Raw genomic sequence first — 13737 nt, 5'->3', positions numbered from 1 at the left:
AGACGGGGTATCAACATATCTGGCGTTGATTTTTGGCACGCTGTTGAGTTCTCAAGGAACGGACGCTTCCTTTGTACTCACCCGAGATCCCAGATCTCGTGGCTTTCCTCCGGGCGCTTCCCTTCGGTGTTTCCAAACTCTATCAGGGTTCTACCGTCTCTCTGACCATGGTACTGCGGACATGCAGAACCAGGCCCCGAGATAGGATCTGCCAAGTTTGGGTGCTGCCAGGCAACGACGCTTGGTCACGTCGCCCGCCTCAGGCAGGTGTACGACTCTACAGCGGGCTCCGGAGCGGGCGCAAATGGTTTGTGCTGTGCCCTACGGTCGCCAACCAGGACCTCTCCGGCGGACCGGGACTTCTCATGACTTACGCTGCTCAACAGCGCGCCGTCCGGTACAGGCAGTGACGGCCCATATGAATCTCCACCCCTGGGAGGCTCCCCATGACCATCGTGACGTCCCCGCTTGCAGGACGTGCCATCGGGCTCGTAGCCGTACCTGATCCCGTCTTCTGCGGAGCGATGGTTGGGCCCGGCACTGCGATCGACCCCGTGCGTGAGCCCTCCGAGGCCGTCGCCCCCATCGACGGCGTTGTTGTCTCGCTGCATCCGCACGCCTTCGTCGTAGTCGACGAGCAGGGCCACGGTGTGCTCACGCACCTCGGTATCGACACTGTCCAGTTGAATGGCGAAGGCTTCGAGCTGCTGATCAACAAGGGTGACACCGTACAACGCGGTCAGGCCATGGTCCGCTGGAACCCGGTTGCCGTCGAGGCGGCCGGCAAGTCCCCGGTGTGCCCCATCGTGGCGCTCGAAGCTGCGGCCGAGTCCCTCTCCGACCTCAACATTGACGGCGACGTGAAGGCTGGCGACGCTCTCTTCAGCTGGCACTGACTTGGTGCTGTCATGAACGACAGGCAGGACGACCACCGCGGTGGCGGGACCCGCCGCTCTATAGGAGACAGGTGACATGGAGACAACGCTGCGAGGGGTCGGCGTGAGCCACGGTGTGGCGATCGGCGAGGTTCGGCACATGGGGACGGCGGTTCTCGAGCCGCCTGCCAAGCAGATTCCGGCGGAGGACGCGGAGCGCGAACAGGGGCGCGCCCGTAAGGCCGTGGAAGCCGTGGCCGCTGATCTGATGGCGCGCGGCAATCTGGCGGGCGGCGAAGCCCAGGCGGTGCTCGAGGCCCAGGCCATGATGGCTGAGGACCCGGAACTCATGGCCGATGTCGAGCGGCGAATCGCTGTCGGGAGCACGGCGGAACGTGCGGTGTATGACGCGTTCGCGGCGTATCGCGCTCTGCTTGCGGGTGCTGGTGAGTACCTGGCCGGTCGTGTGGCGGACCTCGACGACGTGCGGAACCGTATCGTCGCCCGTCTGCTCGGTGTTCCGATGCCGGGCGTCCCGGACAGTGACGAGCCGTACGTCCTTATTGCTCGTGACCTTGCGCCTGCTGACACTGCCCTGCTGGATCCGGCGCTGGTTCTCGGTTTCGTCACCGAGGAGGGCGGGCCCACCAGCCACAGTGCGATTCTGGCGCGGGCGCTCGGTGTGCCCGCCGTGGTCGCGTTGCCGGGAGCGGGTGAGCTCGCCGAGGGAACGATGATCGCGGTGAACGGCAGCACCGGTGAGATCTTCGTGAACCCGAATGCCGAGAAGAAGGCCGCCATGGAAGCGGCGGCCGCCGAGCGCAAGGCGGCGCTTGCCGCGTCGACCGGCCCCGGAGCCACCTCGGACGGGCACAAGGTGCCGCTGCTGGCCAATGTCGGTGGTCCCGCGGATGTGCCGGCGGCGGTAGCGGCCGGTGCGGAGGGTGTCGGTCTGTTCCGTACCGAGTTCCTCTTCCTTGACGACAGCAAGAATGCGCCGTCGGAGAGCAAGCAGATAGAGGCGTACCGCAAGGTCCTTGAGGCCTTCCCTGAGGGTCGGGTTGTGGTGCGTGTGCTCGATGCGGGCGCCGACAAGCCGCTCGACTTCCTGACGCCGGCCGACGAGCCGAACCCGGCACTGGGCGTGCGTGGTCTGCGGACGCTGCTCGATCACCCGGAGGTGCTGCGTACGCAGCTGACGGCGCTCGCGAAGGCTTCCGAGGGGCTGCCGGTCTATCTCGAGGTGATGGCGCCGATGGTCGCGGACCGTATCGACGCCAAGGCGTTCGCGGATGCGTGCCGTGAGGCCGGGCTGCAGGCGAAGTTCGGTGCCATGGTCGAGATTCCGTCGGCCGCTCTGCGGGCGCGGTCGATCCTGCAGGAGGTCGAGTTCCTGTCGCTGGGGACCAACGATCTCGCGCAGTACACCTTCGCCGCCGACCGTCAGGTGGGCGCGGTGTCCCGTCTTCAGGACCCGTGGCAGCCCGCGCTGCTCGACCTGGTTGCGCTGTCCGCCGAGGCGGCGAAGGCCGAGGGCAAGAGCTGTGGTGTCTGCGGCGAGGCCGCGTCGGACCCGCTGCTCGCGTGTGTGCTGACCGGTCTGGGGGTCACCTCCCTTTCTATGGGTGCGGCGTCGATTCCGTACGTCCGGGCGACGCTGGCCAAGTACACGCTGGCGCAGTGCGAGCGTGCCGCAGCGGCGGCGCGTGCCTCGGACAGCGCCGAAGAGGCGCGCAAGGCGGCTCAGGCGGTGTTGTCCGGCGAGTAGGTCGGACCGCGCCGTAGACCCAGCGGTGATCGAGGGGTGCCCCGGCTGAGGTGGGGCATCCCTCGCGCGTTCAGTGCGTGTGCGCTGTAGTAGGGCCGTCCCCCAGGTCCGGTGGCACGCAGTAGTCGACGCCCGACTCCGGGGAGACGAGGTCGCCGGATTCGATGTCGGTGCAGTAGGCGTCGAAGACCTCTCCGGCGGTCAGCGGTTCCAGGCCTTCGCCGCGCAGGCGCCAGCCGAAGACGCGGTCGGTCCTGCCAGGGGTGCTGGTGCGCATGACGAGGCCTCCGGCGCTCTGGGTGGCGATGCCGACGGCCATTACGGTGGTGAATTCGAGGGCCTCGGCCTCGTCGAGCTGGGGTGTGCCCTCCTCGTCGTCGTCGGCATGGAGGACGGCGAGGAGTGTTTCTGGCGAGGTCGAGACACTGCACACGAGGTGGCGCTCGCCGGGGCCTGTGCTTTCGAGGATGCGCACGAGCAGGTCAGAGGCTCGGATGAAGGCCGCACGACCGATGTCCTCGCCGCACGACGCGCAGTTCCCGATGCGGGACAGGAGCGTGGTCGCGTACTCCCAAGTGGCTTGTCGGACGGCCTCGTCGACCAGGTTCGGGACGAGCTCGGCGAGGGGCTGTCCCTCGTACGGGAGGGTGGCGCCCGTCGAGGCGAGCTCTGCTGTGAAGCGGGTGCGGCTGGTCGGGGCGTCGGGTTCCAGGCCGTGCTCGGCACAGAACTCCGCATACTCTTCGGGGTCGAAGAGTGCCACTGTGGTGTGGCCGCCCTGGGAGGCGAGTGTCCTGAGCAGGGCTTCCACCTGCTGGAGGTAGCTCGCGTGGTCGGCGAAGCTGAACGTGCGATAGCGCCGCATCGCCGTGAAGTCCTGTTCGTCGGTCAGCAGGCCGATGGTGCCGGCGATTTCGCGGCGCAGTACGCGCCGCATGCTGTGGTGCTGGATGTGGGCCATTGTTTCCCCCTGAGTGCAGTCGATCAATGCTCACTCACCGTAATCGGCGGCACTGACAACGGCCGCCCTGCGAGGGGTCCACGCACGCGTTCGTGGCGACAAATACGCTGGTCAGCGCCCTGATCAGGTGCGCTTGCGGGCCAAATCCTGGTAGAAGCGCAGCAGCTCCACACTGTCCACCGAGCCCACGTTGACGGCCTTTTCGAGGGGAACGCCTTGGAGCAGGCGCTTGACCGGGACCTCGATGCGCTTGCCGGTGAGGGTGTGCGGAATGCCGGGCACCTCGATGACCTCGTCGGGGACGTGGCGGGGCGAGAGTTGTTCGCGGATGGTCTGCTTGATGCGTCCGAGGAGTGCTTCGTCGAGTACGGCGCCCGGCGCGAGGTGGACGAACAGGGGCATCCAGTATCCGCCGTCGGGCTGTTCGACGCCGATGACCAGCGACTCGCGGATCTCGGGGAGGCGTTCGACGGCTTCGTAGATGTCGGCCGAACCCATGCGGACGCCCTGGCGGTTGAGCGTGGAGTCCGAGCGGCCGTGGATGATCACTGAGCCGCGTGAGGTGACGGTGATCCAGTCTCCGTGGCGCCAGGCTCCGGGGTACACGTCGAAGTAACTGTCGTGGTAGCGGCTGCCGTCGGGGTCGTTCCAGAAGCGGATGGGCATGGACGGCATCGGGTTGGTGACGACCAGCTCGCCGACTTCGTCGGTCAGGGGTTTGCCGCTGAGGTCCCAGGACTGGAGGTCGGTGCCGAGGCACGGTGCCTGGAGTTCGCCGATGTACACAGGGAGCGTGGGTACGCAGCCTGCGAAGCAGGAGCAGACGTCGGTGCCGCCGCTGACGGAGGCGATCCACAGGTCAGCCCCGCTCTCCGCGAACTCGTCGTGCAGCCAGCGGAACCCGTCGGGTGGCAGGGGCGAGCCGGTGGTGGCGACGCACTGTACACGGGAGAGGTCGAAGTCGCGGGAGGGGTGCACGTCCGCCTTGCGGCAGGCCATGACGTACGCGGCCGAGGTGCCGAAGAGCGTGGCTCCTGTGCGTTCGGCGATGCGCCACTGGGCGTCCGTGCCGGGGTAGCCGGGGCTTCCGTCGTACAGAACGATCGTGGTGCCCGTCAGGAGGCCGGAGACGAGGAAGTTCCACATCATCCAGCCGGTGGAGGTGTACCAGAAGAAGCGGTCCTCGGGGCCCATGTCGCAGTGCAGGCCGAGCTGTTTGAGGTGCTCGACGAGGATGCCGCCCTGGGACTGGACGATGGCCTTCGGGAGGCCGGTGGTGCCGGAGGAGTAGAGCACCCACAGGGGATGGTCGAAGGGGACCGCTTCGAAGACGGGCTCCACGTCCGCGGAGGTCAGCGCGGACCACTCCAGGGCGCCTTCGGGAGCCTCGGTGCCGAGCAGCGGGACATGGACCACGGCGCGCAGCGTGGGCAGTTCGCGGCGCAGCTCGGCGACGGTGTCGCGGCGGTCGTGCTCCTTGCCGCCGTAGCGGTAGCCGTCGACGGTGAACAGGACGACCGGTTCGACCTGCTGGAAGCGGTCGAGGACGCTGCGGGCGCCGAAGTCGGGCGCGCAGGACGTCCAGACGCCACCCACGGCGGCCGTGGCGAGGAGTGCGACGACAGCCTGCGGAATGTTCGGGAGGTAGCCGCTGACGCGGTCTCCGGGGCGGACGCCGAGGGTGCGCAGTTCGGCTGCAAGGGATCCGACCTGGCGGCGCAGTTCGGACCAGCTGACCGGGCGCGGTTCGTGGGTTTCGTCGACGTGGAGGAGGGCCGGGGCGTCGGCGCGGGCCTCGGCCGCGCGCAGGGCGTGCTCTGCGTAGTTGAGCGTGGCCCCGGGGAACCACTGGGCGCCCGGCATGGAGCGGTCGCCGAGCACGCGCGCGCAGGGGGTCGAAAACCGTACGTCGAACCAGTCGGTGACGGCCTTCCAGAAAGTGTCCAGTTCGTCCACGGACCAGCGGTGCAGGGCCGCGTAGCCGCCTTCGGCCGGGGCTCCGTGATGCTCGGCCGCCCAGGCCTGGAACTTGGTGATCTGTGCCCGGGCGATGCGTTCCCGGTCGGGTTGCCAGAGCGGTGAGGGGTTCGCTGAGGACATGGGCGGCTCCCGGACTGTGCGCGTCGTATGCGTGTATCACGCACGGGCTGGGGTGTGCGCGTCACGCGGCTGACACGGACGATGCCATGTGATCGACTTCTGCACCAGGGCTCGCCACGGATGGTCCGGGTCGTGAAGATGTGGTCCCGTCGTGGGTGAACGGCAGTTGAACGACTCACACATGTGGACAGGTCAATGGCAGGCTGATCAGCATGGACGGTCGTGACCTGGTGCGCTCGGTGAAGGCGGTCGGTTCGACGGGGGCGGCCCAGGGGTGGCGAACCGTGCGGGCCGCGTGGCGCAGGAGGCGCGCCGACGCCTCCGGGCTAGCGCCCCGTGGTGCCGAGCGGGCGCGGGTGCCCGGGCCGGTCGTGGACGTGGCACCGGGGCCCGGCGGCGGACTGGTCCGGTTCACCCGGTCGGAGCTGCGCATCACCGTCGCCGTGAACGGAGCCGTCTTCTGGGGCTGGGACGGGGCCGGACCCGAGCCGTCGTACGCGCTCGCGGGCCACTCTCCCAAGCCGGACCCGCGGGCGGTTCTGGAGCCGGAGAAGGACGGCGCCTGGCGGGTGGTGTCCGAGCGCGTGACGGTCGTCGTGTCGCGGAACGGCGCCGTGGAGGTACGTACGCCGGGCGGGGTGACTCTGCGCCGCGATCTGCCGCCCCGGTGGTGGGAACCGGTCGGCGGGGGTCCGGCGCGGTGGATGCAGCGGTCCGAAGTGGCCGCGGACGCGCGGTTCTTCGGCCTGGGAGGGCGCGCGTCGGGACCGCGGCTGCGCGACGGCACGTACCGGATGTGGAACACCGATCCCGGCCTCTCCTTCGGTCCAGGCGACGACCCGCTGTACATCACCATGCCGGTGCAGATGGTGGTGGCCGACGCCGCCACGCATCTCGTGTTCCACGACAGCACGTGGGACGGCACCGTGACCTTGCGCGAGGGCGAGGAGGGTGCGGGATCCGGGCACGATCGGGCCGGGACGAGCGAGCTGCGGATGGACGGCGGGCCGCTGCGCTGCTGGGTGATGGTGGGCACCCCCGCTCGCGTGCTGCGCACCTGGACATCGCTCACCGGGGCCGCCGCGCTGCCGCCCATGTGGGCGCTGGGACACCATCACGCGCGGTGGGGCTTCGGCAGCGAGCAGGAGGTGCGGCGGATCGTCGCCGGCTATCTGGAGCGCCGTCTGCCGCTGGACGCGGTTCATCTGGACATCGACCACTTCGACGCGCACCAGGTGTTCACGGTCGACCGGGAGCGCTTCCCGAAGCTTCCGATGCTCGCCAAGGAGCTGCGCCGGGACGGGATCCGACTGGTGTCGATCGTGGATCCGGCGGTCAAGGCCGAACCGGGTAACGCTGTGTACGACAGCGGGTCCGCGGTGGACGCCTTCGTGGGGGATTCCGCGAGGAGGCCGGTGCGCGGTGTGGTCTGGCCCGGCGAGTCGGTGTATCCGGACTTCACGCGCGCGCGGGTGCGCCAGTGGTGGGGCGAGCTCTACGAAGAGCGGCTGGCGCAGGGTTTCGCGGGCTTCTGGCATGACATGAACGAGCCGGTGTCCTTCACGGCCTTCGGGGAGAACACCCTGCCCCGTTCGGCACAGCACGACCTGGAGGGACGCGGCGGCGACCATCGTGAGGCGCACAACGTGTACGCGCTCTGTATGGCGCGGGCCGGCTACGAAGGGCTGCGTGAACTGAGGCCCGGGGAGAGGCCGTTCATGTTCTCGCGCTCCGGTTGGGCCGGAATGCAGCGCTACGGAGGGACCTGGTCCGGGGACGTGGCCACGGGCTGGCCAGGGCTGCGGGCGTCGTTGTCTCTGGTCGTGGGGCTCGGGCTGTGCGGGGTGCCTTATTCGGGCCCTGATGTGGGCGGGTTCGACGGCAGTCCGTCGCCCGAGCTGTATCTGCGCTGGTTCCAACTCGGCGCGTATCTTCCGCTGTTCCGTACCCATGCGAGTCTGCGGGCCGGGCGCAGGGAGCCGTGGGAGTTCGGCGACGAGATCCTCGGTCACGCGCGCGTGGCGCTCGTCGAACGGCGACGGCTGCTGCCGTACTTCGTGACGCTGGCGCATCTGGCGCACCGTACGGGGGCGCCGTATGTGCGGCCGGTGTGGTGGGGCGCGCCCGAGGACAGAGCGCTGCGCGACTGCGACGACACCTTCCTGCTCGGCGACTGCCTCCTGGTGGCGCCGGTGCTGGACCCGGGAACGGACCGGCGTGCGGTGCAGTTGCCGCGGGGGTGCTGGTACGACACGGTGACCGAGGAGTGCTACGAGGGACCCGCTCAGGTGCTCCTCGATGCCCCGTTGTCACGGATTCCGGTGCTCGTGCGCGCGGGTGCCGTCGTGCCCGTACGCGGCACCGACGGCGGTCTGGAGCTGGAGGCGTGGGCGCCCGCCCCTGGACATACCGGAGGCGGGCTTGTGGTGCCGGACACGGGTGACGGATGGGACGAGCCTGAGATCGAGCGGTATGTGACGCGCTGGGAAGGAAAACGCGTGGTCGTCGAGCGGAACGGGGAGGACGGCCCGAGCGAACCGTCACGCCCTGTGCGGGTCCGCGGGCTGGGGGCCCTGTGACGCACTCCTGAGCGGTGCTTTAGGCGCCCTGGACGACGGTCACACGTACCGGCCCTCGAAGAACGCCCGCACCGCCACTGTGTGCAGCGGGAAGGCGAGTTCGGTGGCTGTGCGGAGGAAGTGCCAGCCCTCGGTCTCGTCCGTCGCGGAAGGCCGCGGCAGTGTGGCTGCCGGGCGCTCCGGAAGCAGGCCGAAGAGCAGGAGGTGGCCGTCGGCAGAGCTCATCGCGTCGGCGAGCCGTACGTCGCGGCTCGCCGCCTCGATGCCCGTTTCTTCGTTGAGCTCGCGGACGACGGCGTGCCGCCAGTCCTCCCGGTGGTCGATGAACCCTCCGGGCAGAGCGATGCCCCCGCGCGCGGGGGCGATGGCCCGGGTGATGACGACCAGGGCGGTGCCCTTGGTGTCGTACACGGGCTGAAGGGCAACCGCGACGGGCAGCGGATTGCGGTAGGCCAGGGCGCCACAGGAGGCGCAGGTGCGGGGCCAGCCGGAGACGCCCTCTCCGTAGGGCGCGCCGCAGCTCGAACAGTGGGAGTCCGGCGCGGAGTCGGCGGGCGGGTTCTGTGACGGGGACACGCCGGGGACTGTAGCCGATCATCACATGGGCGCCTCCGGAGGGCCGTCTCCATGTGAGGAGACGAGAGACGGCCGGAACCACCCCCGTGGGCCCCGGCCGCCCCTACCGATACACCGACGCCCAGGAGGGCCCGCGCGGTTCTCGTCAGTACCGCGCGACCTTCCGGCCCTCCGCCTTGACGCAGGGACCTGTCCGCTGACGCCCTGCCCAAGCGGCGCGCCCCGTGCCAAACTTCTGACGAACCGTCAGATACATAGCACTGGAGGGATCTTGTCCCGCACCCGCACACCCGTGGTCCCCGGCTGGTTCACCGGCGAGGGAGACGACTTCCGACTTCTGGGCACACGCTGCTCGGCCTGTGCATCTGTGTTCTTCCCCCGTGAGGACGCCTTCTGCCGCAACCCGGGTTGCCCAGGCGGTGAGCTGGCCGAGGTCCCGCTGTCCCGGCGAGGCCGCGTCTGGTCGTACACCGACAGCAGGTATCGGCCACCGTCACCGTATGTGTCCGACCCGGAACTCGAATGGCAGCCCTACGCGTTGATCGCTGTGGAGCTGGAATCCGAGCGGATCGTGGTGCTCGGACAGACGGTTCCCGGGGTCACCGTCGCCGATCTGACGGTGGGCATGGAGGTGGAGGTCGTCCCGGGCGTGCTGAACGAGGACGCGGAGACGACCTGGATGACGTGGCACTGGCGGCCGACGGGGGTGGGGGCATGACGGGTGAGGTGGCGGTGCTCGGCGCGGGCATGCACCCCTGGGGCAAATGGGGACGCGGTTTCGTCGAGTACGGGGTGGCGGCGGCGCGCGCGGCACTGGCCGACGCGGAGGTCGACTGGCGGGACGTCGGCTCGATCGTCGGCGCGGACACGGTCCGTGGCGGCTATCCGGGGTACGTGGCGGGGGCGACGTTCGCGAAGGCGCTGGGCTGGCAGGGCGCCCGGGTGGCGAGTGTGTACGCGGCGTGTGCGTCGGGGGCCCAGGCCGTCAACACGGCTCGGGCGCAGATCCTTTCGGGTCTCGCCGACGTGGTCCTGGTGGTGGGTGCGGACGCGGCTCCGAAGGGGTTTTTCCGGCCGGCCGGCGGGAACCGGCCCGACGATCCGGACTGGCTGCGCTTCCGGGTCCTGGGAGCGACGAATCCGGCGTACTTCGGACTGTACGCGCGGCGGCGGATGACCGTGCACGGGGACACGTTGGAGGACTTCGCACAGGTCAAGGTGAAGAACGCCGCCCTGGGAGCGCTGAATCCGAACGCGCGGTACCGCAAGCGGGTCACCGCCGAGGAGGTCGCCGCCTCGGCCGTCGTCGCCGATCCGCTGCGGCTGCTCGACATCTGCGCCACCTCGGACGGGGCCGCGGCGCTCGTGCTGTCCAGCATGGAGTTCGCGCGGCGCCATGGAGCCGCGGATCCGGTGCGGATCCGCGCGGTGTCCACGGTGACACCGCGGTTCCCCAACACGGTGCTCGATCTGCCGGACATCGCCACGGACTCCGCGGTCGCGGTGGAGCCGCCGGCCGAGACGTTCCGCGCGTCGATCGCGCGGGCGGCGTACGAGGAGGCCGGCATCGGACCGGAGGACCTGTCACTCGCCGAGGTCTACGACCTGTCCACGGCCCTGGAGTTGCAGTGGTACGAGGACCTGGGGCTGTGCGGCGAGGGCGAGGCGGCCAAGCTGCTGCAGGAGGGCGCGACGGCGCCCGGCGGTCGAATACCCGTGAACGCCAGCGGCGGACTCGCCTCTTTCGGAGAGGCCGTTCCGGCGCAGGCCATCGCCCAAGTCTGCGAGCTCACCTGGCAGTTGCGCGGTTCGGCGGGCGCACGGCAAGTGGCGGGCGCACGGGTGGGGATCACCGCGAACCAGGGGCTGTTCGGCCACGGGTCGTCGGTGATAGCCGTCCGGTGAGGGCAGGGTGCCCGTACGGGGAGCTGAAGTGGCATTCCGTACGCTGAGTGATCGGTCCGGAATCCTGCGTGAACAGCTCGTGAACTGGGCTTGAGCGCATGCCGGAAGCGTCATCATGCTTTCGTGCGCTCCTGGACGGATACTCTCCGCTTCGCCTTCCAGCCGATCGTCAACCTGACGACGGGAGGGGTCGCGGCGCTGGAGATACTCGCCCGCCCGGAGGCCGGTGACGTCCTCGCACAGGCCCGCCGCGATCCCGAACTCGACGGCCGGCTGGCCGCGTTGGCGATCCGGTCGGCCGCCCGTCAGGAGACGCTGCTCCCGCTCCACGTCAACGTGTTCGCGGGCACCCTCGCCGACCTCGGGGGACTCGCCGCGCTGCGGGAGACCGTGCGCGAGGCCGGGCGCATGCCGTGGGAAGTGACGGTCGACGTCGGCCCGCCCTTCACCCACGTGCCGCACCGGGCGCTCATCGAAGCGGTCACGGCGCTGCGCGGCGAGGGCTTCCGGGTCTGCGCGGACGGCATCGGCGACGGCGACGTACCTCTTCGGGTGCTCGCGGATCTCGCGCCCGACCTGGTCAAGCTCGATGCTTCCCTGCTGACGCGGCCCGCGGTCGTGCGGGCGATGCGGACTCTGTGCGAGCAGCTCGGCGCGCTGCTGTCGATCGAGGGCGTCGAAACCGAACAGCAGTGTGCGGCGGCCCTGTCGGCGGGCGCGCAGCTGGCGCAGGGCGATCTGTTCGGTCCCCCGGCACGCCGTCCGGCAGCGGACGTATACGTTCCGGCGCTCTCCCACGCCACGGCGGCGACGCCTCCGTACGGGCCGTCGGTGCGGCAGTTCGTACGCCCTGCGGCGCTGTTGCCCGCAGGCGCGTCGGCGGGGCAGGTGCGGGCGCTGCTGACCGGGTCGCCGGAGGTGTCCGGGGTACTGCTCGTGGACGCGGCCGGGGTTCCGGTGAGGTCGGTGCACCGTTCCCGGTTTCTGCTGTCGCTGTCGGGCCGCTACGGGCATGCGCTGTACGCCGACCGGCCGGCCGCCAAGCTCGGCGATCCGCCGCGTACGGTCGGTGTGGACGCGACCGCGTGGGAGGTCCTCGACGTGGTGGCGGACGGGGACCGAGACCGTACCTCCGACGACGTCGCGGTCGTCGACCGGCTCGGGCGGTGCGTGGGAGTCGTACGACTGGCCGATCTGGTACGGGCGCTGGCCGAGAGCCGCGTCGAGGAGGCGGCCGGGCTGAACCCGCTGACGCGGCTGCCCGGTTCAGACGCGATCACCACAGAGGTGGACCGGCGGGTTGCGGACGGGCGGATCTTCGCGCTGAGCTGGTTGGATGTCGACGGCTTCAAGCAGGTCAACGACGGTGCGGGGTTCGCGGCGGGCGACGAGCTGATCCGCGCGGTGGGGCGGGCGCTGCAGGCGGCGGCGTACGGGGCCACGCGCGTGGGGCACATCGGCGGTGACGACTTCCTCGTACTGACGGATCCGGAGGGGCTCGATCCGCTGGCCATGTCGGTGCTGGACACGCCGTGGTCGGCCGGTGGTCTCGCCGTCACGCTGTCCCTGGCCACGGTGCTGTGCGCCCCGGGAAGCGTGACCGACCACCGTCAGGCGGCCGCGTGTCTGGCGCCGCTCAAACAGGCCGCGAAGTCCCTGCGGGGCGCAAGCTGGGTGCTGGGCCACGCCGGCCTGCCCGGCCACGAGATCCGCCGGGGCTCGGGGGCGGCGCCCGCGCAGGCGGGATGCGGGGCGGGCGGGCCGAGCCTGGGCTGAGCGGTCTGAGCGGCCTTCGTGAAGTCCGGTGCGGTATCGCGCCTCGTAAGAGGCGCGGGGCAGTGACGTACGCGGCTCCGTCGCGATGGGGTCCACCCCGGCTCGAGCGAAGCCGAGAGTGGGGGACCTCCGCACAGCGGTTGCGGAACGCGGCCGTCCCGGTTCAAGCATCTTCGTGGGCCAGAACCATTGCCGTCCGCGACCTTGACGGTCCTTGACCTCCGGTGAACACTTCCGGATGTCAGTCGGCGTCGCCGCATTCCGGCGTATCCACGCACTGCGCCGCGCGGGCCCTCGCCTGCGCCAACGGGTCATCCCCCATGGGCGATTCGGCTGCCACGGCACGCTCGTCACGGACGCCGGGCGGGGCTCGGGACCCTCCCTGCCTTCGGCTGAAGTAGCCATGGGAACGCACCCTGCACGGTGGACCGGGGCCGATCGCCCCGGGCGAGGGCCTAGGAGCCGCCATGAGCAATGGAGACATCTTCGTCGGTGAGATCATCGGCACAGCGATTCTGATTCTCTTCGGCGCCGGAGTCGTCGCCGCCGTTGTACTGAACGACTCCAAAGCGAAGGACGCGGGCTGGGTCGTCATCGCGTTCGGCTGGGGCTTCGGTGTGATGGCCGGGGCGTACACCGCGGCACCGCTGTCCGGCGGGCATCTCAACCCGGCGGTGACACTCGGCATCGCCATCGACACCGGGAACTGGGACAAGGTCCACCTCTACGTCGCCGGACAGATGATCGGCGCGATCCTCGGCGCGGTTCTGTGCTGGCTGGTCTACCTCGCCCAGTTCCAGGCCAATGCCGAGGAGAAGAAGGCGCAACCGACGCTCGGGATCTTCTCCACGGCACCCGCGATCCGCAATCCCATGGCGAACCTCATCACCGAGATCATCGCCACCATCGCCCTGGTTCTGCCGATCCTGGCCTTCGGCCTGACCAAGGGTCTCGGCGAGTCCGGCACCGCGATTCTGATCGTCTCCTTCCTGGTGGTCGGCATCGGCCTGTCGCTCGGCGGTCCCACCGGATACGCCATCAATCCAGCCCGTGACCTGGGCCCGCGCATCACTCACGCCCTGCTCCCGATACCCAACAAGGGCACCTCGGACTGGGGTTACGCGTGGGTCCCGGTGGTGGGGCCGCTGATCGGCGGGGCGCTCTCGGGGCTCATCTTCAACGCAGCCTTCTGAAGAA

Annotated in this window: 10 protein-coding genes; 7 read left to right on the top strand and 3 right to left on the bottom strand. The window is 69.8% G+C overall.

All coding sequences use genetic code 11. The features are described 5' to 3' along the window. Positions 1-446: 446 nt before the first annotated feature. Both ABD357_RS06920 and ptsP read left to right on the top strand, forming a co-directional pair. Positions 447-896, top strand: a complete 450-nt coding sequence (locus ABD357_RS06920; RefSeq protein WP_344388226.1) for a PTS sugar transporter subunit IIA — start codon at positions 447-449, stop codon at positions 894-896. A gap of 76 nt (positions 897-972) precedes the next feature. After that, a complete protein-coding gene (gene ptsP, locus ABD357_RS06915) occupies positions 973-2643 on the top strand; it encodes a phosphoenolpyruvate--protein phosphotransferase (protein ID WP_344388224.1) in 1671 nt (556 codons plus the stop codon). A gap of 70 nt (positions 2644-2713) precedes the next feature. Here the strand turns inward: ptsP and ABD357_RS06910 are convergent, their stop codons facing one another. Next, positions 2714-3604 (bottom strand): hypothetical protein, encoded by an 891-nt coding sequence (locus ABD357_RS06910; RefSeq protein WP_344388222.1) that lies wholly within the window; start codon positions 3602-3604, stop codon positions 2714-2716. A 123-nt stretch (positions 3605-3727) separates the two neighbouring features. Continuing rightward, positions 3728-5704 carry an acetoacetate--CoA ligase gene (locus ABD357_RS06905; RefSeq protein ID WP_344388220.1) on the bottom strand — a complete coding sequence of 659 codons (1977 nt, stop codon included), beginning with the start codon at positions 5702-5704 and terminating at the stop codon, positions 3728-3730. Between the two features lie 212 nt (positions 5705-5916). On the opposite strand from ABD357_RS06905, the gene ABD357_RS06900 reads away from it, so the two are divergent. Further along, a complete protein-coding gene (locus ABD357_RS06900) occupies positions 5917-8283 on the top strand; it encodes a glycoside hydrolase family 31 protein (protein ID WP_344388218.1) in 2367 nt (788 codons plus the stop codon). A gap of 39 nt (positions 8284-8322) precedes the next feature. Here ABD357_RS06900 and ABD357_RS06895 read toward each other — a convergent pair whose 3' ends face one another. Next, entirely contained in the window at positions 8323-8859 is a 537-nt protein-coding gene (locus ABD357_RS06895) for an NUDIX domain-containing protein (RefSeq protein ID WP_344388217.1), read from the bottom strand. Between the two features lie 292 nt (positions 8860-9151). Here ABD357_RS06895 and ABD357_RS06890 point away from each other — a divergent pair, with 292 nt between their 5' ends. From ABD357_RS06890 to ABD357_RS06875, 4 genes are all read left to right on the top strand, one after another. Then, on the top strand, positions 9152-9577 hold the full coding sequence (locus tag ABD357_RS06890) for a Zn-ribbon domain-containing OB-fold protein (RefSeq protein WP_344388236.1): 426 nt from the start codon (positions 9152-9154) through the stop codon (positions 9575-9577). Further along, entirely contained in the window at positions 9574-10764 is a 1191-nt protein-coding gene (locus ABD357_RS06885) for a lipid-transfer protein (protein WP_344388215.1), read from the top strand. The genes ABD357_RS06890 and ABD357_RS06885 overlap by 4 nt, the downstream gene beginning before the upstream one ends. A gap of 123 nt (positions 10765-10887) precedes the next feature. Further along, complete coding sequence (locus ABD357_RS06880) at positions 10888-12540, top strand: EAL domain-containing protein (RefSeq protein WP_344388214.1); 1653 nt, start codon at positions 10888-10890, stop codon at positions 12538-12540. 467 nt (positions 12541-13007) lie between these two features. Further along, a complete protein-coding gene (locus tag ABD357_RS06875) occupies positions 13008-13733 on the top strand; it encodes an MIP/aquaporin family protein (RefSeq protein ID WP_344388212.1) in 726 nt (241 codons plus the stop codon). Positions 13734-13737 lie beyond the last annotated feature (4 nt).

Origin of the sequence: Streptomyces vastus (assembly GCF_039532825.1) — a bacterium.
Classification (GTDB): Bacteria; Actinomycetota; Actinomycetes; order Streptomycetales; family Streptomycetaceae; genus Streptomyces; species Streptomyces vastus.
Note: the sequence above shows the minus strand (reverse complement) of the source record. Positions and strands in the feature narration are given on the sequence as shown.

Bases quoted from the DNA above. Each gene is read 5' to 3' on its own strand.
- ABD357_RS06920 (WP_344388226.1), top strand. From the start codon at position 447: ATGACCATCGTGACGTCCCCGCTTGCAGGACGTGCCATCGGGCTCGTA.
- ptsP (WP_344388224.1), top strand. From the start codon at position 973: ATGGAGACAACGCTGCGAGGGGTCGGCGTGAGCCACGGTGTGGCGATC.
- ABD357_RS06910 (WP_344388222.1), bottom strand. From the start codon at position 3,604: ATGGCCCACATCCAGCACCACAGCATGCGGCGCGTACTGCGCCGCGAA.
- ABD357_RS06905 (WP_344388220.1), bottom strand. From the start codon at position 5,704: ATGTCCTCAGCGAACCCCTCACCGCTCTGGCAACCCGACCGGGAACGC.
- ABD357_RS06900 (WP_344388218.1), top strand. From the start codon at position 5,917: ATGGACGGTCGTGACCTGGTGCGCTCGGTGAAGGCGGTCGGTTCGACG.
- ABD357_RS06885 (WP_344388215.1), top strand. From the start codon at position 9,574: ATGACGGGTGAGGTGGCGGTGCTCGGCGCGGGCATGCACCCCTGGGGC.
- ABD357_RS06875 (WP_344388212.1), top strand. From the start codon at position 13,008: ATGAGCAATGGAGACATCTTCGTCGGTGAGATCATCGGCACAGCGATT.